The organism is Roseobacter ponti, assembly GCF_012932215.1.
Taxonomy (GTDB): domain Bacteria; phylum Pseudomonadota; class Alphaproteobacteria; order Rhodobacterales; family Rhodobacteraceae; genus Roseobacter; species Roseobacter ponti.
In genome coordinates this window covers 3,041,092-3,063,554 of sequence record NZ_CP048788.1, presented here as the reverse complement: position 1 = coordinate 3,063,554, position 22,463 = coordinate 3,041,092, and the positions used below count along the sequence as shown (strand labels likewise).

Here is a 22,463-nt window from a genome sequence, read left to right as displayed (position 1 = left end):
AAAACGGGGGCCCGATCATGATCATCACTGACGCTGCAGAGCTGAAAAACACTGCCCGCGATGCCGCCGGTCCGGGCTGGACCAGCCTGCGCCTGCTGGTGCGCTCGGACGGCATGGGGTTTTCGATGACCGAGACGCATGTGCTGCCCGGTGCCGTGCTGAACCTGCAGTATAAAAACCACATCGAGGCCTGTTACTGTCTGAGCGGGCAGGGCACGGTAACCGAGACCGACAGCGGGCGCGTGCATGAGATCCGCCCGGGCGTGCTCTATGCCCCCGACGCGCATGAGCGCCACGAGGTGCAGGTCACGGGCGATGTGCCGCTGCATCTCATCTGTGTGTTCTCGCCGGCGCTTCAGGGGGACGAGGTTCACGGCCCCGACGGCAGCTATGCCGCCCCGGACTGATCCGGCACGAAACCAAGGACGAAGCTCAGGACTTTGCCCCGGCTCATCTCGCAGGGATAAAGCCGCGCGCCGCTTTTCAACCGGTAGAAATTGAGGCTGATATAATCATTGCCGCCCGCTTCTTCCGCGAACAGTTTCACGGACCGTCCGTTGTTGAAAACTGACTTTACCGCGCGGTAACGCCGACCGTGGTACCGGCCGCTGAGGCTGCCCGCGGGCAAAGCATCGAGGGCCTGTTCAAAATCCGAAAGGGCCTCGGGTATCAGGATTTCTGTCCGATCTTCGGCTCGGTTCCTGCGCGGATCCTTGCAATGTTCGCCCGGTGCCGCCAGAAGACGATGGCAGCCATCAGAGCCACGTAAAAGGCCGTTTTCCCGCCGTCCAGCACCCAGGCCAGCGGGATCCCGGCCGCCGCGGCCACAAGCGCGCCCATCGACGAGATGCGCGTGGCAAAGGCACCGGCAAGCCAGGCAATGCAGCAGCCCGCCCCCACCGGAAAATGCATCGCCAGCACGATCCCGAGAAAGGTCGCCACGCCTTTTCCCCCCGCAAAGCGCAGCCAGACCGGATAGCAGTGCCCGATCATCGCCGCGAGCCCCGCAATGAGATAGAGATCACCGCTGCCGTAGGCCCGTGCCAGCAGTACCGCAACGACGCCTTTGCCGCCATCAAGCAGCAGGGTGAGTGCCGCCGCCGGCTTGTTCCCGGTGCGCAGCACATTCGTCGCACCGATATTGCCCGAGCCGATCTCGCGCAGATTGCCAAGCCCCATGACCCGGGCCACCAGGATGCCAAAGGGCACCGACCCGATCAGATAGCCGACACCGGCCCACCAGAGCAGCATGGTCATCACGTATCCCTCATAGCTCATCTGTCCCTTTCAAAGACCCGCGCACCGGCCACCCATGTGCCCAGGACACGACCCTGCATACGGGCACCATCAAAGGGTGTGTTGCGCGATTTCGAGCGCAGTGTGGCGCGGTCCATCAGAAACGGCGCGTCGGGGTCAAAAAGCACCAGATCCGCCGGTGCACCCCTGGCCAGACGCCCGCTTTCCAGACCCATCCGCCGCGCGGGATTAAGCGACATCGCGCGCCAGAGCACGGGCAGATCAATCAGCCCTGCATGATAAAGGCGCATGGCCGCCGGCAACAGCGTTTCAAGCGCCACCGCCCCTGAGGCCGCCTCCTCAAAGGGCAGGCGTTTGCTTTCTTCATCCTGCGGCGTGTGCATCGAAGAGATCACATCAATGAGCCCGGAACTGACCGCCTCCGCAATGGCAAGACGGTCCTGCTCATCCCGCAGCGGCGGCTTCAGTTTGAAAAACGTCCGGTAATCCGCCACGTCGAGCGCATTGAGCGTGAGGTGATGGATTGAGGTGCCCGCGCTGATATCGAGCCCGTTACTGCGCGCCCGTTCCAGCGGCGGCAGCGCTCGGGCACAGGTGATCTGATCCGCATGATACCGCGCGCCGGTCATCTCCACGAGTGCGATATCGCGGTCCAGCCCCATGCGCTCGGCCATCACCGAGACCGCCGGCAATCCGCGCAGCGAGGCGAATTTTCCGGATGTCGCCGCCGCCCCGCGGCTGAGCCCCGGATCCTGCGGATGGGCAATGACCAGCGCATCTAAGCTGCGCGCATAGGTCAGCGCACGGGAAAAGACGCGTGTGTCGCTCACCACCCGGTCGCAATCGGAAAAGGCCACCGCGCCGGCGTCCATCAGAAACCCGATTTCCGTCATTTCCCGCCCGTCGCGCCCCTTGGTCAGCGCGGCCATGGGCAGCACCCGCACCGGCGAGGCCTCATTGGCGCGGCGGGTCACAAATTCCAGCGTCTCGGGGCTGTCGATCGCGGGTGTCGTATCGGGCCGGGTGATCATCGTGGTCACACCACCCGCCGCTGCGGCGAGCCCGGCGGACCGGTAGCTTTCTTTGTGCCGTTCGCCGGGTTCACAGACCTTCACCCCGATGTCCACAATCCCGGGCGCGAGATATTTCAGGCCGCAGTCGATCACCTCTGCATCCCCGGGGGCGGGCGCCTCAGCGGGCATCAGAGCCGTGATCCGGCCATCCTCGACGAGCATGCCGCCCGTGGTGACCTGCGCCTTTTCCGGATCGACAAGACGCGCGTTCAGAAACGCAAACCGGCTCATGCGCTCACCGTCCCGGCAGAGACGCGGCTCACGACCCCACCCAGATCATCAGCCCGACCACCGCAAAAGCAACGATCAGCGCGATCATGGCGATGCGTCCGGACATCTTCGGGTCTCTGGGTTCGTTCATCGGATCCTCCGCGGGCTCATGTCAGCAGCCACCAGACCAGCAGGCCCAGCAGCACCAGAATGGCAAAGACGACCATGGCACTGCCGGCACCGCTGCGCGCGGGCGGGGCAGGTACCACGCCGGGCACGCCGGTATAGGGCATCGCGCTGTCGGCGGTCAGTGCCGCGGGCACACCCTCCTCCGGCCGGTATTCCTCATAGGTTCCGATCAGTGTGAGGTCAGGCCCCGGCGACAGCCGGCTCTCAGCGCCGCCAAAGCTGTCGGAAAAAAGCAGCAGCACATACCCGTCCAGCGCGTCGAGCTTTGCACGGTCGGTCGCGATAATATCTGCATCAACGGCGTAGCCTTCGATGAGATAGGCGCCCAGACCAACGCCTGCGAGATCAGACACCGGGAAAATCTCGGTTGAGGCGGTGTTAAGATGCGGGTCGCCAAGAAGGTCCCGCGCCACATCGGCCCGCGGTGCCGCATCAAGGGCCGCGCGCATGTCGGCGGGTGCGCGGCTCACTGAAAACACCCGGATTTTGCTGCCTTCGTTGCGTTCAATCGCGATTTTCCCGCTCATACAGCCTCCGTCCGTGTCAGGCGCAGATTGCGCGCCAGCAGATCCATCGCCGCCATCCGGACCGCGACGCCCATTTCCACCTGATCCTGGATGACCGAGCGGTTGATGTCATCCGCCAGCGTGCCGTCGATCTCAACACCACGGTTCATCGGCCCCGGGTGCATGACAATGGCATCGGGCTTTGCAAAGGCCAGTTTCTCTTCGTCGAGACCATAGCGGTGATAATACTCCCGCTCGGACGGAATAAAGCCGCCGTCCATGCGCTCTTTCTGCAGTCTGAGCATCATGACGACATCAACGTCTTTCAGACCCTCTTTCATATCCTCAAACACTTCCACGCCAAACTCCGAGATGCCCGCAGGCATCAGGGTTGGTGGTCCGATGAGGCGGATACGGTTTTCCATCTTGCCCAGCAGCATGATGTTCGAGCGCGCTACCCGGCTGTGCGCAATATCGCCGCAGATCGCGACCGACAAGCGGTGCAGCCGTCCCCTGGCGCGCCGGATCGTCAGGGCATCAAGCAGCGCCTGGGTGGGATGCTCGTGCCGCCCGTCGCCGGCGTTCAGCACCGCACAGTTGACCTTCTGCGCCAGCAGATCGACCGCCCCCGAATGCGGATGCCGCACCACCAGCAGATCGGGATGCATCGCATTGAGCGTCAGCGCCGTGTCAATCAGCGTTTCGCCCTTTTTCACCGAACTGGCCTGCATCGCCATGTTCATCACATCCGCGCCCAGCCGTTTGCCGGCGATCTCAAAGCTCGCCTGGGTGCGTGTGGAGTTCTCGAAAAACATATTGATCTGCGTCAGACCGGCCAGCGCATCGGCGTGTTTATCCGGCTGCCGGTTCAGCGCCGCATAGCTGTCGGCCAGATCAAGAAGGACCGTGATCTCATCAGGGCGCAGAGCCTCGATCCCAAGCAGATGGCGGTGCGGAAACGTCATGAAGATCCTCAGGTGATTAGATGCCTTATAAGGAGCGTGCCGGATACGGGCAAGCCGCAGATCAGGCACACAAACGGTGCACAGCCTGTGCACATCCGGTGCACGCATTGTGCACATGCTTTTTGCGGTGTTCTGAAAAGCGGGCAGTTCAGTTTCCCTGCCGCACCGCATAGAGTGTCCGCATGGAATCAGCGGAATTTCACTATGCGCGGGCGCTGCTGGAGTGGCAGGTCGAACTCGGGGCGACCGAGGCCATCGGCGACATGCCGGTCAACTGCTACGAGCTGCCTGATACGATGCCGGGAACGGCACCGAAGCAGGCAGCACCTGCAGCCCCGGGGACCAGGGCAGGCGCTGCTGCAGGGTCGCCGGCAGCGGTGGCCGCGGACCCGGTTGCCGAAGCGGAAAGGGCCGCGATGGCGGCCACCGATCTCGACGGTCTGCGCGCGGCACTGGCGGGCTTTGAGCACTGTGCTTTGAAAAAGGGAGCGCGCAACCTCGTGTTCAGCGATGGCAGGCCCGGAGCCGCTGTGATGATCATCGGCGAGGCACCGGGGCGCGATGAAGACCGCGAGGGCCGCCCCTTTGTCGGGGCCGCAGGACAGCTGCTTGACCGGATGTTCGCCGCAATCGGTCTGGGCCGGGGCCCTGATGACACACCCGTCTATATCACCAACGTGCTGCCCTGGCGGCCCCCGCAGAACCGTGACCCTTCACCTGAGGAAATTGCAATGATGCGGCCGTTTTTGTTGCGGCACATTGAACTTTCGCGTCCTCAGGTGCTTGTAATCATGGGGAATATCTCTGCACAGGCGCTTCTGGGCAGGCGCGGCATTACCCGCCTGCGCGGGTCCTGGACCGAGGCCTGCGGGCTGCCTGCGATGCCCATGTGCCACCCTGCCTATCTGCTGCGCACACCGGAGGCCAAGCGGGACGCCTGGGCCGACCTGCTGGAAATCCGCGCGCGGCTGACAATTGCCTGATATGCCGCAAAAACACCTGACGAGCAGGAGACATTTCTTATGAGCCGTATTGATGAAACGATGGAGTTCATCCCGGTCCGTATTGCGGTGCTGACGGTGTCGGACACGCGCGTTGCCGAAGATGATAAATCAGGCGAGGTCCTCGTGTCGCGGCTTCTCGCCGCAGGCCATGAGCTTGCCGACCGCCGCATTCTGCCGGACGAACGCGCAGAGATTGCAGAGCAGCTGCGCGCCTGGTGCGAAGACGGTGCCATCGACGTGGTGATCACCACCGGCGGCACCGGGCTGACCGGCCGGGATGTAACGGTCGAGGCGCACCGCGACGTCTATGAAAAGGAAATCGATGCCTTTGGCACGGTTTTCACCATGGTTTCGATGAATAAGATAGGCACCAGCGCCGTGCAGAGCCGGGCGACCGGCGGCGTGGCCAACGGGACGTATCTCTTTGCGCTGCCCGGCAGCCCGGGGGCCTGCCGGGATGCCTGGGATGAAATTCTGGCCAGACAACTCGATTTCCGCCACCGGCCCTGCAATTTTGTGGAAATTATGCCGCGTCTCGACGAACATAAGCGACGGAAATAGCCGGCGATCGCGTAACACCTTTGTGCCTTGGTGTTTTCAGGCGGCGTTCCAGGTTATAAGGAACGGCGCGCTTTTGTGCTGAGAAAGGTATCTATGCGGTTTCTGCGGCAAAGTATGATCGGCCTTTTCCTTGCGTCAGTGACGCTGGGACTGCTGGTCTGGGCTGCACAGATGATCGTGGGGGCTCTGGAAGTGCGGTTCGCGGATGCGCCTGACGCACCTCCTGCACGCGAGCGTGTCTTTGCGGTGAGCCTAGTACAGGCCGAGAGTGAGACGATCACACCCGTCCTGCGGGCATTTGGCGAAATTTCCGCGCGCCGTACGCTGGAACTGCGCGCGGCGACCGGTGGACGGATCATTGAGCTTTCCGACAGCTTTGAGGATGGTGGCACCGTGCAGGCCGGTGACGTGCTGCTGCGCATTGATCCTGCCGACGCTGAGGCTGAGGTCGCGCGCCTGAGTGCTGATCTGGCCGATGCGCAGGCGGAAACCCGTGAGGCCGCCCGAAGCCTGACCCTGGCACAGGATGATGAACGTGCCGCCGAAGAGCAGGCAGGCCTGCGCGAAAGGGCCTTTGCCCGCCAGACTGATCTTGCCCAGCGTGGCGTCGGCAGTGCCGCGGCCACCGAAACCGCAGAACTTGCAGCCGCCGCGGCCCGCGCCGTTGTAATCTCGCGCCGCCAGTCTGTGACGCAGGCCGAGGCGCGTGTGGATCTTTCGGCCACGCGGCTGTCGCGGGCACAGATCGCGCTGGAAGACGCCCGCCGGGAGCTTGCCGACACGACCGTAACCGCTCCTTTTGCCGGCACGCTGAGTGAAACGGCTGTGGTCGCAGGGGGCCTGGTGAGTGAGGGTGAGCGCCTTGCCGATCTCGTGGATCCGGACGATCTGGAGGTGGCTTTTCGTATCTCCACGGCGCAGTACGCCCGGCTGCTGGGACCATCAGGGGATCTTTTCCGGGCACCCGTTACCGTTTCGCTGGACGTCACCGGCGTCGATCTGACGGCAACGGGGCGCATATCGCGGGTCAGTGCCGGGCCGGGCGAGGGACAGACAGGGCGTCTGCTCTTTGCGCGGCTGGGGCGTGCGCCGGGATTTCGTCCTGGCGATTTCGCAACCGTCGAAATAGCCGAACAACCACTTGAGGATGTCATCCGCCTGCCGGCCACGGCGCTCGACAGTGCCGGAGAACTGCTGGTTGTCTCAGAAGATAACCGGCTTGCCGCTTTCCCGGTCGAAGTCCTGCGCCGCCAGGACGATGATGTGCTGGTGCGCGCGCCGGGGCTGGTCGGACAGAATGTTGTGAGAGGGCGCACACCGCTCCTTGGTCCGGGCGTTTCTGTGCGCACCCATCAGCCCCTCGCCGGGCGCGATGATCAGGCAGCACTCACGCCGTCTGCGACCGGCGGTGCGCCCGGATGAGCCGGCGGATGCCAGCCGCGGCGGGTGGCATTCTGTCCTACTTCACGCGACACCGGACTGTGGCCAATCTGGTTCTCGTCCTGATGGTCCTGGCCGGTGCGGTCTCCGTGCCGAACATGCGTACCCAGTTTTTTCCCGATGTCATTCCACAGGAAATAACCGTCACCGTGCCCTGGGAGGCCGCCGGCGCGGAGGACGTTGACCGCGGCATCATTGAGCTGTTGCAGCCGGTGCTTCTGGCGGTGGACGGTGTCGATTACACTGCCTCAACCGCCTCCGAGGGCAGCGCGAGCGTGCGCATCTCTTTTGAGCCCAACCGCGACATGGATCAGGCTCTGCGCGATGTGGAAAGTGCTGTGAACGCGGTCACCGGCCTGCCGGAAGGCGCCGAAGACCCCGAAGTACGCTTCAATGCCTGGCGCGACCGCGTGACCAATGTTGTGATCACCGGACCTGTCGGCACCGAACAGCTGGTACGCTATGCCGACGAATTCAGGGTACGCCTCTTTGAGGCCGGCGTGACCCGGACCAGCGTGCGTGGCGTCGCAGATCCGCAGATCCTCGTCGAGGTGCCCTCGGTCAGACTTATCGGCAACGATATCTCCATGGAGGAGATCGCAGCGGCGATCAGCGCCGAAGTGGCCACAGATCCCGCAGGCAGCGTCGAAGGGGCAGGCGCCAGGGTGCGCGCGGGCTCTGAAAAGCGCACCAGCGAAGAGATCGCGGCGATCGTTCTGCGCAGCGGTACGGGGGGCAGCCAGCTGACGATCGGGGATGTGGCATCGGTCGAACGCCTCGGTTCAGATCGCAGACGCAGCTTTTTCGTGGGCGATGATCCGGCCGTCATGGTGCGCGTCGACCGCTCCGCCGAAGGCGATGCGATCCGACTGCAGGCCCGTGTCGAAGAAGTTGCCGCGGAAATGGAGGCAACACTGCCTGCCGGTGTCACGCTGGATCTGCGCAATACCAGGTCCGAGGCGATAAGCGCGCGGCTTACCACGCTGATCGACAACGGGCTGATGGGGCTCGCTCTGGTTGTCGGGCTGCTGTTTCTGTTTCTCAACGCGCGTTCGGCCTTCTGGGTCGCGGCAGGCATCCCTGTGGCGATGATGGCGGCGATATCGATCATGTATATGGCGGGGCTTTCCATCAATATGGTGTCGCTCTTCGGGCTGATCATCACTCTGGGCATTGTGGTCGATGATGCGATTGTGGTGGCGGAACATGCCGATTATCGCGCCCGTAACCTCGGTGAGCCCCCTTTTGTGGCGGCTGAGAACGCCGCACGCCGCATGGCCATGCCGGTCTTTGCCGCAACGCTCACGACGGTGATCGCCTTCTTCGGCCTGACGCTGGTCGGCGGGTGGTACGGCACACTGGTGCGGGACATTCCGCTGACCGTGATCGCGGTGGTTATTGCCTCGCTGGTGGAATGCTTTCTGGTGCTGCCCAACCACATGGCCCATGCTCTTGCCGCAAAGGCAAAGGAGCGCTGGTATGACTGGCCCAGCCGCCAGGTCAACCGTGGCTTTCGCATTGTCCGCGAGCGTGCGTTCCGCCCGCTGATGGCCGGAGTGGTGGCGGCGCGCTATGTCGTCCTCGCGGGCGTTCTCGCCATTCTTGCCTCGCAGGTGGCGGTCTTTATTCGTGGTGATATCCAGTGGCGGTTCTTTGATGCACCGGAGCGCGGCACGATCCGTGGTAATTTCATGATGACCGAAACCGCCTCCAAGGATGACGCGCTCGCGATGATGCACGAAATGCAGCGTGCCACCGGTGCCCTGCGCGCCGATTACACCGAGCGCTACGGGACCGACCCCGTCGACACCGTCATCGCTCAGGTCGGCGGCGCTTTCGGACGCGGGCTCAGCGGCGCGGGATCGCGCGACAAAGACCTGCAGGGCGGCATTTCGATCGAACTCATCGATGCGGACGCACGCGAATTTACCAGTTCGGCCTTTGTCTCCGATCTGCAGCAGCTCGTGGTCCGCCACCCCCTTGCCGAGACAGTTGCCTTCCGCGGTGAACGCCGGGGACCGCAAAGCGATGCCATCAGCGTAAAGCTCTCGGGCGCTGGTGCCGCCGGGCTGAAAGCCGCCAGTCTGGAGATGCAGTCCGAGCTGGCAGATTACCCCGAAGTCAGTGCGCTGCAGGACAGCCTTTCCTATGACATCGACGAGCTGCTTCTGGATCTGACACCTCAGGGCCAGGCGCTTGGCTTTACCATTGACGAGCTCGGGCGCAGCCTGCGCAACAGGCTGGCTGGTATCGAGGCTGCAACCTTCCCCGATGGCACACGCAGCACTGAAATCCGCGTGGAACTGCCGGAAGAAGAGCTGACGGCTGATTTTCTGGCGGGTACTCAGATGCGCACACCCGATGGCGGTTACGTGCCCCTGGCCGATATCGTGACGGTCGAACGCCGTGCCGGCTTCCGGTCTGTGCGCCGCACCAACGGCGTGCGCGAAATTACCGTCACAGGCGATATTTCGGAGGATGATCCGGAGCGCGCCACAGAGGTCACGCGCTTTCTGCGCGACGATCTGATGCCGCGCATCGCGAGCACCTATCAGGTCGATTATGAAATCGCGGGCCTCGCGGAGGACGAAAACCGGTTCCTGTCGGACGCGGCATCAGGCATGCTTTTGTGTCTGGCCGGTATCTATGTAGCCCTCGCCTGGGTATTCGGGAGCTGGAGCCGTCCGGTGATTGTGATGGCGATCATCCCCTTTGGCCTCGTTGGCACGATTTACGGGCACGCTGCCTGGGAAATACCCCTGAGCATGTTCACGGTTGTCGGCCTGCTGGGCATGACGGGGATCATTATCAACGATTCCATCGTGCTGATCACCACCATTGACGACTATGCCGAAGACCGCGGTTTGATCCCCTCGATCATCGACGGGGCGACGGACCGCCTGCGCCCGGTGATGCTGACGACGCTCACCACGGTGCTGGGCATGACGCCACTGCTTTATGAGACCAGCAGGCAGGCACAGTTCCTCAAGCCCACAGTCATCACGCTGGTCTACGGCCTGGGGTTCGGCATGATCCTCGTGTTACTGGTCGTGCCTGCTCTGATAGCGGTTCAGCACGACATCAGCAGGCAGATCCGGGCGATGCGCCGCGGCCTCGGGGCGCCGGTCCGCCGTATCCGCATGAGTTTTATGTTACTCTGGGGCCTGGTGCTCGCCTGGGGGGCTGCAACGCTCGGGTGGACGATCATTACCGGCAGCATGATGCCCGGTCTGCGCGGTCCTGTTCCTGTCGGAGCCGACGAGACATCCGTTGCCGGTGCACTGATGGTCTTTCTGGCAGGGGCCGCTGTGATTTCGGCTTTGGGGTATGCCGCAGGGGCTGTGATGCTGCGTGCCCCGGGCAGCGCGCGCCGTCAGCCGGGTGTGCAGCCCTGAATATCCACGCCGTGTGCCCCGCCCAGCACGGTGATCCGGATGGCCGACCGGTCCAGTGCAAATGCACCGTCCCGGGCGTGGATCATTTCCGAAACTGCGATTACGTCACCGCCCTGACGGCGGGTCTGTGCTTCGCTGACCCAGACACCGGGAACGCCCGGCTCGAGAACCACAACCTCGGCACCACCGGCCGCAGGCAGGCTGACGCGGGCCTCAACCCGCAGGCCGTCTGATGTCGGCTCGATCCGGCAGGTGGCCGCCGTGACGCCGGCTTCGCCGGCACTCAGCGGGCGCTGCGCCAGGGCTGCGGCAATCGCCGGCACCGGTTTGCCGCCGGTATCATTCAGGGTTGCTGCCATATCAAGCTGCCAGGGCACGCAGACATCCGAGCAGACCCCCAGATCCATGCCGACGCTGAGATCAACCGCCTGGCCGGAGGTTACGGGTGAAACATAAAGAGGGATGACCAGATCGCCCGAATACCCGATCGAACGCATTCCGTTCTGATCGAAAATCTGCGGTGTGGGCCAGGACACGGACACACTTCCGAGATTGCGCGAGGCGGACCAGTCAAAGCTGGGCGGAATGCCGGCATCACCCGGGGCCCGCCAGTAGGTCTTCCACCCCGGCGCCATTTGCAGGTGCAGCGCCGCGACATAGGTTCCGTCCGCTGTGACCCATCCCGGCAGGACCTGAGCAGTCACAGGAGCCGCGGCCCCGTCCCAGGCAGCGGCAGGCAGGGCGCAGAGCGCGGTGAAAGCGGTGGCGAGCGCAAAACGTGTCATACTACCGATATGGCCGCAGCGCTCTGAAATGCCAAGTCACGATCCGGTCAGCCATGTTTCGCCGGGCCGCGCCGGGGACTTGTGTGCCACATCACTCCGCGCCATTGTATCCGGCATGACGGACAACGATCAGCATGGCGACCAGATGGATCTGACGGGCAAACTGCTGGTTGCAATGCCCGGCATGGGCGATCCGCGGTTTGAGCATTCAGTGGTGCTGCTTTGTGCCTATTCGGACAAGGGGGCCATGGGGCTGATCCTGAATAAACCCAGCCCGGATATCCGCATGAGCGATGTGCTGGACCAGCTTGAAATTACGCCGGTCGAAGACGCAGCGGCCATGGTCGTGCATTTCGGTGGCCCGGTAGAGACCGGTCGCGGCTTTGTGCTGCATTCGCAGGATTATCAGTCGCATCTGCACACGCTGCTGGTGACCGGTGGCTTTGCGATGACTGCGACCATGGATATTCTCGAAGAAATCGCCCGCGGGCAGGGGCCTGAACGCGCGCTGATGATGCTGGGGTATGCGGGCTGGGGGCCGGGACAACTGGAATCCGAGATTGCCCGCAATGGCTGGCTGACCGCCGACGCAAGCCGCGCGCTGGTCTTTGACACGCCTGCGCGAGCCAAATGGACGGCGGCACTGGAATCTCTTGGGGTCGACCCGGTCCTGCTCTCTGCGGATGCCGGGCGCGCCTGACAGCACCTGATTGTCAGCGCGGTGCCGCAGCCCGCCGCAGCCTGTCATTAATCGCTTCTCCCAGACCGTGTTCCGGCACCGGTGCCACGGCGATCGGACGCCCCGTGGCATCGAGCGCATGCAGATGATCAAAAAGCGTCGCTGCGGCCTCCTGCAGATCACCTGTCGCAGAAAGCGTCAGATCGCCGGGGATGTCGCCAAAGCCAAGCATCACCTCGCCCGGTCGCGGCCGCGTCGCATTCAGCCGCACAGGCGCACCCGGGGCATAGTGCGATGCGATCTGTCCGGGGCTGGTGATGGTATCGCCGCCCGGGGATGCAAGCGGCTGTCCAAGGATACTGCTCACCGCCTCTGCCGGCACTCCGCCCGCGCGCAGCAGCAAAGGTGCCGGGTCAAACCCTACGATCGTGCTTTCCAGGCCGACCGCGCAGGGCCCGTCATCCAGCACCGCCGCGATCCTGCCATCCAGTCCGGCCAGAACATGAGAGGCACGCGTCGGGCTGATCCGTCCCGAGGGATTCGCCGAAGGTGCCGCAACCGGGCCGCCGAAGGTCTGCAGCAAAGCGCGGGCCGCCGGATGCGCCGGCACCCGGATTGCCACGGTGTCAAGCCCTGCGGTGATCAGCGATGCCAGACCGTGCCCCTGTTTCAGTGGCAGCACCAGCGTCAGCGGACCAGGCCAGAACGCCCGGGCAAGCACTGATGCGGCATCGTTCCAGACCGTCAGTTCCCGTGCTGCGGCGACGTCAGGCACATGCACAATCAGCGGGTTGAACGACGGTCGCCCCTTGGCCGCATATACCGCCGCGACCGCCGCCCCGTTGCGCGCATCCGCGCCAAGCCCGTAAACCGTCTCAGTGGGGAAGGCGACCAGTGCGCCGGCCCGCAGAAGGGCCGCTGCCTGCTGCAGTCCCGCGGCATCTGCGGCGAGGGTAACTGTTGGGTCTTTGTGCATAAAAATTGTGACGCCGCGTTCTGGTTGCTGTCGAAGACCCGTCGCTTCATGATTGCCCCGGGGCCATATAACCTGTGCCCTCATTTGCCAAGATACCATGCCCGACGTCCGGAGAATATGAAGATGCCTTATCACGCGCCTGTCGAAGACTTTGCGTTCATTCTCAAACACATTGTTGATTTTGATCAGCTGCGTGAGACAGAGCTTTTTGCGGACAGCACAGAAGACGTAACCCAGGCCATCCTGACCGAAGCCGGCAGGGTTTCCGACGAGGTCCTTGCCCCGTTGCAGCGCCCCGGTGATCTGCATCCGGCGCGGCTGGAAAACGGTGTTGTGCGCACCTCGCCCGGCTATGCCGGCGGCTGGTCCGCAATTGCCGACGGCGGATGGATCGGGATCACAGCCGATCCGGAAAACGGCGGTATGGGTCTGCCGGTGACGCTGGCCTCTGCGGTCAATGACATGATGAGCGGTGCGTGCCTGTCGCTGCAGCTTGCCCCGCTGATGTCGCAGGGTCAGATCGAAGCGCTCGAACATCATGCCTCAGATGCAATCAAGGACCTTTATCTGCCGAAACTGATCGCGGGCGAATGGTCGGGGACCATGAACCTGACCGAACCGCAGGCCGGGTCGGATGTCGGCGCACTGAGCACAAAAGCCGAACCGAAGGGTGACGGCACCTACGCGGTCAGCGGACAGAAAATCTACATCAGCTGGGGTGATCATGATGTTGCGGAAAACGTCTGCCACCTGGTGCTGGCCCGGTTGCCGGGCGCGCCGGCCGGCACCAAGGGCATCAGCCTCTTTATCGTGCCCAAATACCTGCCGGATAATGCGGGAAATCCGGGCGTGGCGAACAGCCTGCGGGTGGTGAGCCTTGAGCACAAACTCGGTCTGCACGGCTCGCCCACCGCGGTGATGGAATATGACGGTGCCACGGGATGGCTGATCGGCGCGGAGCAGGGCGGCATGGCTGCCATGTTCACCATGATGAATAACGCGCGCCTTGGCGTCGGCATCCAGGGGATCGGTGTGGCCGAAGCCGCGTTTCAGCACGCATGGGCCTATGCCACCGACCGAAAACAGGGCCGGTCGCGGCGCGAAAACGCCAGTGGCACAATCACTGATCATGCCGATGTGCGCCGGATGCTGAGCACGATGAAGGCCGAAGTCTTTGCAGCCCGCGGGATCGCGCTGAGCTGCGCCATGGCGATTGATCTGGCACGGGCAACCGGAGATGCGGAATGGAAGGCCCGCGCGGCCCTGCTGACCCCGATCAACAAATCCTTTGGTACGGAAACCGGGATCGCGGTGTCGGATATGGGCCTTCAGGTACACGGCGGCATGGGGTTCATTGAGGAAACCGGTGCTGCGCAGTTCTGCCGCGATGTCCGGGTAACGGCGATCTATGAGGGCACCAATGGCATCCAGGCGATGGACCTTGTCGGCCGCAAGATGATGGACGGTGGCGAAGCAGCTTTCCGGCTTCTCGACGAGGTCGCTGCCTGTGCGTCCGAGGCGCGCGCGGTTCTGCCTGATCTGGGCGAGGCCGTCTGGCAGGCTTGTGAAACACAACGCGAAGCCACCGAGTGGCTGGTTGCGCAAAGCGACCCGGATGACCGGTTTGCCGGCGCGGTCCCCTACCAGCGGGCCTTTGCCCGGGTACTGGGCGGATATGTGCACCTGCGCGCGGCTCTGGCCGATCGTGGCGGCGCGCGTGAAAAGCTGGCGCGGTTCTATATCACCCGTCTGCTGCCCGAGCATGAGGGGCTTCTGGCCCATGCACAGGCCGGCGCCGAAGATCTCTACAGCCTGACCGACGATGATCTGGCGGCCTGATGAAGGACCGCCCGACCGAAGGCCTGCGCTACCCTTTTGAAGAGCCCCCCGCCGGGGGCGCCGCCGTCGAGGTCGCTGATGGTGTCCTGTGGATGCGCCTTCCACTGCCGATGAAGCTTGATCACGTCAATGTCTATGCGCTGGATGACGGCGACGGCTGGACGGTGATTGACACGGGCTTTGCCTCAAAGCGCAGCCGCGCGATCTGGGAAAACCTGATGCAGGGACCGCTGGGCGGAAAGCCAGTGCGCCGTGTTATTGTCACTCACCATCATCCGGACCATATCGGGCTTGCGGGCTGGTTTCAGACCACGCAGGGGGCTGAGCTGGTCACAACGCGAACCGCCTGGCTGATGGCGCGCATGCTGACGCTGGATGCGCAGGATGTACCGGTACCCGAAACCGTGGCTTTCTATCGCAGCGCCGGCATGGCCCCGGAGGTGCTGGCAAAACGCGAAAGCGAACGCCCGTTCAATTTTGCGGATGTTGTGGCGCCGCTGCCGCTGGGTTTTACCCGCATCGCGGACGGTGACAGCATCACAATGGGCGGCCGGACCTGGGACATTCACACCGGTCACGGACATGCACCCGAGCAGGCGACGTTCTGGAGCCGGGACGACGATCTGGTGATCTCCGCTGATCAGATTCTGCCCTCGATCAGCCCCAATATCGGGGTCTATGCCACTGAACCGATGGCTGATCCGATCGGCGACTGGCTGGAAAGCTGCGAGCGGTTTGCGGGTATGGCGCGCGACGATCATTTTGTGCTGGGCGGGCACAAACTGCCCTTCACCGGTCTGCCCCTGCGTATGCGCCAGCTCATTGACAATCACCACGGCGCGCTGAAACGACTGATGACCTTTCTGGATACACCTCAGGCGGCGGGTGATTGTTTCATGCCGCTTTTCCGGCGCAACATCGGCGACGCGGAATACGGTCTGGCACTCGTCGAAGCGGTTGCGCATCTGAGCCACCTGTACCAGACAGGGCAGGTCACCCGCGCGCGCCGCGATGACGATGCATGGATTTATCAGCGCAGGGACTGAAAATGGGCAAAAAAGCAGGAAAATCTGCAGGCAAACCAAAGCTGCATGAGGTTCACACCGATCCTGCGTGCAGGAGCGCCTCTGACATTCTGCTGCCTGACGTGATGAAAGGTCCGGCGGAGGAAAAGAAATCCCCGGCCAGATGGGCCTATGAGCGCATGATCCTCTATATCCGCAACTTTGAGCAGGACCTCGACAACGATCACGAGGTCGCCATGGGCTTTGCCGGCGGTGATGCCGGTGTGCTGCGCATTGAGGGAATGGGGTATTTCGACCCTGACATCGTGACGTTTTACGGCACTGATGCCACCGGCGGGCGCACACAGCTCGTCCAGCACGTCAGTCAGCTCAGCGTAATGCTGCGGGCCCTGCCCAAACCGCATGAGCGTGCGAAACCTGCGCGTATTGGCTTCCGGCTGGTGCAGGATCTCGAAGAGGGTGGCACCGGCTGAGCGCCCGGTCTGCGCGTGCGGGTCACAGAGTCGCTGCGCACAGCTATGCGCGTGACAGCGGTCACAGAATCCATTAGGCCTCTGAACAACGATTACAGAAAAGGGCTGCGGCAATGGCAGATTACAAGCACGGCGAAATGAACACGGATGTTCAGGAAAAGACATTCGACGGTTTCATGCGGTTTACCGCACGGACGGTAATTGTCATCATTCTTCTTCTGGTCGGCATGGCGATTTTCATCACCTGATCCACCGAACTCCGGGAGAAATCCATGCGTATCCCTGCTTTGCTTGCGGTTCTGGTAATGTTGACGGGATGCGCGGTTTCCGCCGCCTTTGAAGCCACAAATGATGAAATCCGTGATGTGGCGTTTCGGGCCGGTGGCCCGCCCAGCCTCACGGTTATTACCGTTATAAACAACACATCCGGTGCCGGCGGGCATACGGCGCTGATGGTCAGCGGCTCGCAGCGGGTGATCTTTGATCCGGCCGGATCCTTTCTGCATCCCGACGTGCCTGAACGCGGCGATGTGCTCTATGGCATGTCACCTGCCTGGGTGCAGGGCTATAAAAGCGCGCACGCGCGCAACACCCACCATGTCGTCACCCAGACAATTGAGGTAACACCGGCACAGGCCGAACGTGCGTTGCAGCTTGTGCAGAGCAATGGTGCGGTTGCAGGATCGTTCTGCACCAATGCCACGTCGCGCATCATCAGCCAGGTGCCCGGGTTCGAAGACATCAGCGTCACATTCTTTCCGACAAATCTCATGGATCAGATCGCAACACGACCGGGTGTGGTTACCGACCGCTATTACGAAGATGATGAGGGCAATGTGCGCGACGGTATCCCGGATGCAGTGGCGAGCCCGGCCTAACCCAGCAGCCAGAGCAGACCGTAAAGCGTGCCCGCACCACAAACGATCGCCGCAATCACATTCTTTGTCCACAGACCGACAAGCACAGTGACAGCGGCCGCGATCATGCGCGGCGCATCCGGCGCACCACCGGTGGCCTGGGGCCAGACAACCTGCGGCACGGCAAGCGCCGGCAGCACCGCAACAGCGGTATAGCGCAGATGACGCAGCAGCCAGGGCGGGATCGGGCGGTCACCGACCAGACCGAGAAACGCAAAGCGCAGCAGATAGCTGCCCAGCCCGAGGCCGATGATCACAATCCACAGGGTGGACGCATCAATCATGCTGCGGCCCTTCGTGCATCTGCCCAGAGTTCAGCGCGCGCGCCGGCCATCATGCCCGAAATACCCGCGATGATCAGGCCCAGCGAATACGGCACGCCCGCTGCCAGCAGGCTCACGACCACTGCCACGAGGGCAGCAATCACATGCGCGGGCGTGCGCAGCATCGGAGCGATCATCGCCAGAAAGGTAATCGGCAGCGCAAAATCCAGCGCCCAGCTCTCGGGGATCTGTGTGCCGATAAGTGCCCCCGCGACCGTAGCACCATACCACACCGGCACCACCGGGCAGACCGCGCCGGCGAAATAGGCGACGCGCGCCGGGATGCTCATATCAGGCGCTTTTTCGAACTGAACGATGGAACAGGCATAGGACTGATCGAGCACGAAATAGGCGGCGATCGCCCGCTGCCACAGCGGTGCGGCCCCGATCCAGGGCGTCAGCGAAGCCGAGTACATCGCCATACGCAGGTTCACAGCCAGTGCCGAGGCCAGAACGATCACGGTCGGCGCGTCTTCGGTCATCAGCTGCAGGGCAGTGAACTGCGCAGCTCCCGCGATCACAACAACCGAAAATACCAGAATTTCCAGCACATTAAGCCCGGCCTCAGCAGCCAGAACCCCGAAGAGTACCGCAAAAGGGCCGACAACCAGCACAAAGGGCGTGCCATCCCGGAAGCCTTTCCAGAACGCGCGCCGGGGCGTGAGTGTTTTCGCGGTGGTGGAGGGCATGAGATGCTTTATAAAGTTATGCGGGAGGCCTATCTCAGAGCCCGGGGGGATGCAATTGGCAAGGATAGATGACACCAGCGATTACCTGATCGCACCTGACCCGCAGGCGCCGCGGCTGACACGGGCCGTTGCGGGTACGGATCAGGACGGTGTGGCCGTGACGGCCAGCGTGGTTGAGGAACGGCCGCTGACGATTTTCCTCAATGCACAGGAGATCGTGACCGCTATGACAATCGGCGATTATCCCGGTTATCTGGCGCTGGGGTTTCTGCGCAATCAGGGCATGATCAGTGATGCCGACGAGATCACCGGCACTGATTATGACGAAGAGCTGGAAACGGTAATCGTACGCACTGCGCGTAAGACGGACTATGAGGAAAAGATGCGCAAAAAGACCCGCACCAGCGGCTGTGCTGTGGGGACGGTCTTCGGCGATATGATGGAGGGGCTTGAGGGCGTGGAACTGGCGCCTGCCCCGGTGCGCACAAGCTGGCTTTACAGTCTGAGTGCGCGGATCAACCGTACGCCGTCGCTATATCTTGAGGCGGGCGCCATTCACGGCACTGTGCTCTGCTCTGCGAACCGCCCGCTGGTCTATATGGAGGATGTGGGCCGGCACAATGCGGTCGATAAAATCGCCGGCTGGATGTTGTCGGAAAAGGTCGCTGCTGATGATAAGATCCTTTATACCACAGGCCGTCTGACCTCCGAGATGGTAATCAAAACAGCGATGATGGGCATTCCGGTTCTGGCCTCCAGATCGGGTTTTACGGCCTGGGGCGTTGAGATCGCCCGCGAGGTCGGGCTGACACTCATCGGCCGGATGAAGGGGCGCCGGTTTGTCTGTCTTGCCGGAGAAGAGCGCCTGGTGCGCGACGCGGACCCCTCGGATGTGCCCGATGAGCCGCGTCGCGCCGGCCGCAGGGGGGCGGCATGAAACAGCCGCCGGGTGTGATCCTCGCCGGTGGTCTCGCAAGCCGCATGGGCGGCGGCGACAAGGGGCTGCTGCCGCTGGGCCGCACGACACTGCTGGGTCATGTCATCGACAGGCTGGCCCCGCAGGTCGCAGGTCTCGCCCTGAATGCAAACGGAGATCCGGCGCGGTTTGCAACGCTCGGTCTGCCGGTCCTTGCCGACAGCATTGATGGCTATGCAGGCCCGCTGGCCGGCGTGCTTGCCGGTCTCGACCGGGCGGCAGAACAGGGTGATGAGATGATCGTCACGGCGGCGGCTGACACGCCGTTTTTCCCGGCTGATCTGGTGCCGCGTCTGCTGATGGCGGCCGAAGGCATGCAGCATCCTCTGGTGCTCGCCGCGACCCCCGATCCCGTGCGGGGCAAGGTCCGCCACCCGACCTTTGGTCTCTGGCCGGTGGCGTTGCGCGATGATCTGCGCGCCGCTCTGCACGACGGGCTGCGCAAGGTCGTGCTCTGGACGGACCGTCACGGCGGGCGGGAAGCGCTTTTCCCGGTGGCAGGCTTCGATCCCTTTTTCAACGTCAATACACCTGAAGACCTCAAACGTGCAGAAGGCCTCTTATGAAGATTTACGGCGTTGTCGGCTGGAAGAACGCGGGCAAGACGGGGCTTATGGAGCGGCTGGTGTCGGAAATCTGCGGGCGCGGGTTTTCGGTCTCGACGGTTAAGCATGCGCATCATGTTTTCGATGTGGATCACCCGGGCAAGGACAGCTATCGCCATCGCACCGCCGGAGCCAGTGAGGTGCTGCTGGCCTCGCGCAGACGCGTTGCTCTGATGCACGAGCTGCGCGGCACACCCGAGCCTTCACTGGATGAACTGCTTTCCAGACTTTCGCCGGTCGATCTTGTGCTGATCGAAGGTTACAAACGTGATGCGCACCCAAAGATCGAAGCCTTCCGCGCAGAGACAGGCAACCCTCTGATCGCACCTGATGATCCGACAATCCGTGCCGTTGCCAGTGACACGCCGATGAAACTCGACCGCCCGGTTTTTGACCTTAACGACGCGCCGGCGATTGCTGATTTTATCCTGCAGGAGACTTGCCTGTGACGGGCTTTCAGAGCTTTCTGACAGTAGACTGGTCTGCGGCCTCAACCCGTGGGCCGACCCGGCCGAAAAAGGACGCTATCTGGCTGGGGATCGTACGGAACGGCGAACCGGCAGAGCCTGAATACTGCCGCGACCGGCACAGCGCAGAGGCACGCATCGCTTCGATCATCAGGGAGGAACAGGCCGCAGGACGGCGCCTTCTGGTCGGGTTTGACTTTCCCTTCGGCTATCCGCGAGGCTTTGCCCGCAGGGTGACAGGCTCAGATGATCCGCTTGATCTCTGGGACTGGTTCGAGGCCCGGATCACCGATCACCCTGACAGTACTAATAACCGATTTGACATCGCCGAAGAGATGAACGCGATCTTTGAAGGGGCAGGGCCGTTCTGGGGCAAATCGCACAAAGACCGCTGGCCCGGCATTCCCTACCGCAAAGAAGGCATCCGATATGATGTGGTCTCAGAGCGGCGCAGCTGCGACCTGAAATCAGGCGCCTCATCGAGCTGTTTCCAGCTTTTCTACAACCCCACCGTCGGCAGTCAGATCCTTATGGGGCTGCCGGTTCTGGCGCGCCTGCGCAGACTGGCGGGCGTAGCGGTCTGGCCGTTCACCGACTGGCAGGAAGCACCTGTTGTGCTGGCCGAGATCTGGCCGGGACTGATTGAACCGGCAGTGCGCACAGCACTGGCGACAGCCCCTGCCGGGTCCATCAGGGATGCCGTTCAGGTGACGGCTCTGTCGCGTGCGCTCTCCGCACTCGGGGCGCCTGAGTTGCAGGCGATGCTGGAGGAGTATCCGGACGAGGCGTGCGAAGAAGCATGGATTCTCGGGGCCGGCCACGCGGCGCGGTTGTCTGAACTGGCCGCCACTGATCGCGACGTGCCCCCCCTGCGCAACGACTGCTTTGCTCTGCCGCCCGGTGTCCACTGGACCCCGGTGGACGAGGCGCTGGACCATCTGAAGCGTAATCTCACTCCCGTTACCCCGGTGCGCCGCGTGCCGGTGGGGGAGGCGACCGGGCGCATCACCGCAGCAGGGGTGCTGGCCGCACGTGCCAACCCGCCGCTGCCGAATACGGCTGTGGACGGGTACGGCTTTGCCGGCGGTCTGCCTGAGGGGTTGCACCGGCTGCCTCTGGCCACAGGTCGTGCCGCCGCGGGCGATGCGCCCGGTGTTCTTACCCCTGGCCACGCCCTGCGCGTTCTGACCGGGGCCGCCCTGCCTGCCGGTATCGACACCGTAGTCCTGCAGGAAGACGTGCGGATCACGGACGGTCATGTTGTGCTGCACGGTCCGGTCAAAGCGGGTGCCAACACCCGCAAAGCCGGAGAGGATATCAAAGCCGGCGCGCAGGTTCTGGCCGGCGGGCTGCGGATCGGTCCGGCCGAGGCGGCTTTGCTGGCAGCAACCGGTACGCGCGAGGTGCAGGTGCATGACCCGCTGCGTGTTGCTGTGCTCTCGACCGGCGCGGAACTGGTCGAAGCTGGTGAAACGGCAGCAGACGGACAGATTTTTGATGCAAACCGCCCGATGCTGCTGGAGCTGATCCGGCGCTGTGACCATACCGGTGTGGACATGGGCCGCGTTGGGGATAACCGCGCGGAATTGCGGGCCCGGCTTGATGAGGCATCGCGCCGGGCGGATGTTATCCTCACCAGCGGCGGCGCATCGGCGGGTGATGAGGATCATGTCTCAGCGCTGCTGCAGGAGACCGGTACGATGCAGCTCTGGCGCATTGCCGTAAAACCGGGGCGACCGCTGGCGCTGGGGATGTGGAACGGAGTGCCGGTCTTTGGCCTGCCCGGTAACCCGGTGGCGGCAATGGTATGCGCACTGATATTTGCGCGCCCGGCGCTGTCGGTGATGGCCGGTGGTCGCTGGTCCGGACCGCAGGGCTTTATGGTGCCGGCGGCCTTCAGCAAAAAGAAAAAATCCGGGCGCACGGAGTATCTGCGCGCGCGGATCCGTGACGGTGCGGCGGAGGTTTTTGCCTCGGAAGGTTCCGGGCGCATCAGCGGGTTGTCCTGGGCGGAGGGCCTTGTGGAACTGCCGCCCGGTGCCGCGACGATTACACCTGGTGTTCAGGTGCGATACATCCCCTTTTCAGGTTTCGGGCTCTGAACCGACC

At 63.2% G+C, this 22,463-nt stretch carries 24 protein-coding genes; 15 read left to right on the top strand and 9 right to left on the bottom strand.

Annotation, left to right across the window (positions count from 1 at the left end):
* Nucleotides 1-17 precede the first annotated feature (17 nt).
* The gene (locus G3256_RS14605; protein ID WP_169641527.1) at nucleotides 18-407 is read left to right on the top strand and encodes an ectoine synthase; all 390 of its coding nucleotides are present in this window, start codon (nucleotides 18-20) and stop codon (nucleotides 405-407) included.
* Here G3256_RS14605 and G3256_RS19355 read toward each other — a convergent pair.
* The 5 genes from G3256_RS19355 to G3256_RS14580 all read right to left on the bottom strand — a co-directional run bounded on the left by G3256_RS19355 (nucleotide 389) and on the right by G3256_RS14580 (nucleotide 4,200).
* A complete protein-coding gene (locus G3256_RS19355) occupies nucleotides 389-547 on the bottom strand; it encodes a hypothetical protein (RefSeq protein WP_343044361.1) in 159 nt (52 codons plus the stop codon). The genes G3256_RS14605 and G3256_RS19355 overlap by 19 nt on opposite strands.
* Before the next feature lie 122 nt (nucleotides 548-669).
* Nucleotides 670-1,278 carry a glycerol-3-phosphate 1-O-acyltransferase PlsY gene (plsY, locus tag G3256_RS14595; protein ID WP_169641526.1) on the bottom strand — a complete coding sequence of 203 codons (609 nt, stop codon included), beginning with the start codon at nucleotides 1,276-1,278 and terminating at the stop codon, nucleotides 670-672.
* The gene (pyrC, locus tag G3256_RS14590; protein WP_169641525.1) at nucleotides 1,275-2,561 is read right to left on the bottom strand and encodes a dihydroorotase; all 1,287 of its coding nucleotides are present in this window, start codon (nucleotides 2,559-2,561) and stop codon (nucleotides 1,275-1,277) included. Before pyrC ends, plsY begins: the two co-directional genes overlap by 4 nt.
* A gap of 146 nt (nucleotides 2,562-2,707) precedes the next feature.
* Complete coding sequence (locus G3256_RS14585; protein ID WP_169641524.1) at nucleotides 2,708-3,256, bottom strand: hypothetical protein; 549 nt, start codon at nucleotides 3,254-3,256, stop codon at nucleotides 2,708-2,710.
* Nucleotides 3,253-4,200, bottom strand: coding sequence for an aspartate carbamoyltransferase catalytic subunit (locus tag G3256_RS14580; RefSeq protein ID WP_169641523.1), 948 nt, complete (start codon nucleotides 4,198-4,200; stop codon nucleotides 3,253-3,255). The genes G3256_RS14585 and G3256_RS14580 overlap by 4 nt, the downstream gene beginning before the upstream one ends.
* A 182-nt stretch (nucleotides 4,201-4,382) precedes the next feature.
* On the opposite strand from G3256_RS14580, the gene G3256_RS14575 reads away from it, so the two are divergent.
* From G3256_RS14575 to G3256_RS14560, 4 genes are all read left to right on the top strand, one after another.
* The gene (locus tag G3256_RS14575) at nucleotides 4,383-5,183 is read left to right on the top strand and encodes a uracil-DNA glycosylase (RefSeq protein ID WP_169641522.1); all 801 of its coding nucleotides are present in this window, start codon (nucleotides 4,383-4,385) and stop codon (nucleotides 5,181-5,183) included.
* Nucleotides 5,184-5,222: 39 nt separating this feature from the next.
* Nucleotides 5,223-5,765, top strand: a complete 543-nt coding sequence (moaB, locus tag G3256_RS14570; protein ID WP_169641521.1) for a molybdenum cofactor biosynthesis protein B — start codon at nucleotides 5,223-5,225, stop codon at nucleotides 5,763-5,765.
* A gap of 114 nt (nucleotides 5,766-5,879) precedes the next feature.
* Nucleotides 5,880-7,187 (top strand): efflux RND transporter periplasmic adaptor subunit, encoded by a 1,308-nt coding sequence (locus G3256_RS14565; protein ID WP_246227627.1) that lies wholly within the window; start codon nucleotides 5,880-5,882, stop codon nucleotides 7,185-7,187.
* Complete coding sequence (locus tag G3256_RS14560) at nucleotides 7,184-10,600, top strand: efflux RND transporter permease subunit (protein WP_169641519.1); 3,417 nt, start codon at nucleotides 7,184-7,186, stop codon at nucleotides 10,598-10,600. The genes G3256_RS14565 and G3256_RS14560 overlap by 4 nt, the downstream gene beginning before the upstream one ends.
* Here the strand turns inward: G3256_RS14560 and G3256_RS14555 are convergent.
* Entirely contained in the window at nucleotides 10,579-11,385 is an 807-nt protein-coding gene (locus tag G3256_RS14555) for a protein-disulfide reductase DsbD domain-containing protein (RefSeq protein WP_169641518.1), read from the bottom strand. The genes G3256_RS14560 and G3256_RS14555 overlap by 22 nt on opposite strands.
* 145 nt (nucleotides 11,386-11,530) lie before the next feature.
* Here G3256_RS14555 and G3256_RS14550 point away from each other — a divergent pair, with 145 nt between their 5' ends.
* Nucleotides 11,531-12,085: a YqgE/AlgH family protein gene (locus tag G3256_RS14550; protein WP_169642454.1), complete on the top strand. Its 555-nt coding sequence runs from the start codon at nucleotides 11,531-11,533 to the stop codon at nucleotides 12,083-12,085.
* Nucleotides 12,086-12,098: 13 nt separating this feature from the next.
* On the opposite strand, the gene G3256_RS14545 is transcribed toward G3256_RS14550, so the two are convergent.
* Complete coding sequence (locus G3256_RS14545) at nucleotides 12,099-13,040, bottom strand: L-threonylcarbamoyladenylate synthase (protein ID WP_169641517.1); 942 nt, start codon at nucleotides 13,038-13,040, stop codon at nucleotides 12,099-12,101.
* A 123-nt stretch (nucleotides 13,041-13,163) separates the two neighbouring features.
* On the opposite strand from G3256_RS14545, the gene G3256_RS14540 reads away from it, so the two are divergent.
* The 5 genes from G3256_RS14540 to G3256_RS14520 all read left to right on the top strand — a co-directional run bounded on the left by G3256_RS14540 (nucleotide 13,164) and on the right by G3256_RS14520 (nucleotide 17,255).
* Nucleotides 13,164-14,879, top strand: a complete 1,716-nt coding sequence (locus G3256_RS14540; protein WP_169641516.1) for an acyl-CoA dehydrogenase — start codon at nucleotides 13,164-13,166, stop codon at nucleotides 14,877-14,879.
* Nucleotides 14,879-15,925, top strand: coding sequence for an MBL fold metallo-hydrolase (locus tag G3256_RS14535; RefSeq protein ID WP_169641515.1), 1,047 nt, complete (start codon nucleotides 14,879-14,881; stop codon nucleotides 15,923-15,925). Before G3256_RS14540 ends, G3256_RS14535 begins: the two co-directional genes overlap by 1 nt.
* A gap of 2 nt (nucleotides 15,926-15,927) precedes the next feature.
* Nucleotides 15,928-16,377, top strand: coding sequence for a DUF6173 family protein (locus G3256_RS14530; protein WP_169641514.1), 450 nt, complete (start codon nucleotides 15,928-15,930; stop codon nucleotides 16,375-16,377).
* Between the two features lie 113 nt (nucleotides 16,378-16,490).
* Nucleotides 16,491-16,625: an aa3-type cytochrome c oxidase subunit IV gene (locus G3256_RS14525; RefSeq protein WP_169641513.1), complete on the top strand. Its 135-nt coding sequence runs from the start codon at nucleotides 16,491-16,493 to the stop codon at nucleotides 16,623-16,625.
* 24 nt (nucleotides 16,626-16,649) lie between these two features.
* Nucleotides 16,650-17,255, top strand: a complete 606-nt coding sequence (locus tag G3256_RS14520) for a hypothetical protein (RefSeq protein ID WP_169641512.1) — start codon at nucleotides 16,650-16,652, stop codon at nucleotides 17,253-17,255.
* Here G3256_RS14520 and G3256_RS14515 read toward each other — a convergent pair.
* Nucleotides 17,252-17,578 carry an AzlD domain-containing protein gene (locus G3256_RS14515; RefSeq protein WP_169641511.1) on the bottom strand — a complete coding sequence of 109 codons (327 nt, stop codon included), beginning with the start codon at nucleotides 17,576-17,578 and terminating at the stop codon, nucleotides 17,252-17,254. The genes G3256_RS14520 and G3256_RS14515 overlap by 4 nt on opposite strands.
* The gene (locus G3256_RS14510; protein WP_169641510.1) at nucleotides 17,575-18,306 is read right to left on the bottom strand and encodes an AzlC family ABC transporter permease; all 732 of its coding nucleotides are present in this window, start codon (nucleotides 18,304-18,306) and stop codon (nucleotides 17,575-17,577) included. The genes G3256_RS14515 and G3256_RS14510 overlap by 4 nt, the downstream gene beginning before the upstream one ends.
* Before the next feature lie 49 nt (nucleotides 18,307-18,355).
* On the opposite strand from G3256_RS14510, the gene G3256_RS14505 reads away from it, so the two are divergent.
* The 4 genes from G3256_RS14505 to G3256_RS14490 are packed head-to-tail and all read left to right on the top strand — an operon-like array spanning nucleotide 18,356 to nucleotide 22,456.
* Nucleotides 18,356-19,243, top strand: coding sequence for a formate dehydrogenase accessory sulfurtransferase FdhD (locus G3256_RS14505; RefSeq protein ID WP_169641509.1), 888 nt, complete (start codon nucleotides 18,356-18,358; stop codon nucleotides 19,241-19,243).
* Nucleotides 19,240-19,848, top strand: a complete 609-nt coding sequence (gene mobA / locus G3256_RS14500) for a molybdenum cofactor guanylyltransferase MobA (protein ID WP_169641508.1) — start codon at nucleotides 19,240-19,242, stop codon at nucleotides 19,846-19,848. Before G3256_RS14505 ends, mobA begins: the two co-directional genes overlap by 4 nt.
* On the top strand, nucleotides 19,845-20,336 hold the full coding sequence (mobB, locus tag G3256_RS14495; RefSeq protein WP_169641507.1) for a molybdopterin-guanine dinucleotide biosynthesis protein B: 492 nt from the start codon (nucleotides 19,845-19,847) through the stop codon (nucleotides 20,334-20,336). Before mobA ends, mobB begins: the two co-directional genes overlap by 4 nt.
* The gene (locus G3256_RS14490) at nucleotides 20,333-22,456 is read left to right on the top strand and encodes a molybdenum cofactor synthesis domain-containing protein (protein WP_169641506.1); all 2,124 of its coding nucleotides are present in this window, start codon (nucleotides 20,333-20,335) and stop codon (nucleotides 22,454-22,456) included. The genes mobB and G3256_RS14490 overlap by 4 nt, the downstream gene beginning before the upstream one ends.
* Nucleotides 22,457-22,463: the final 7 nt, after the last annotated feature.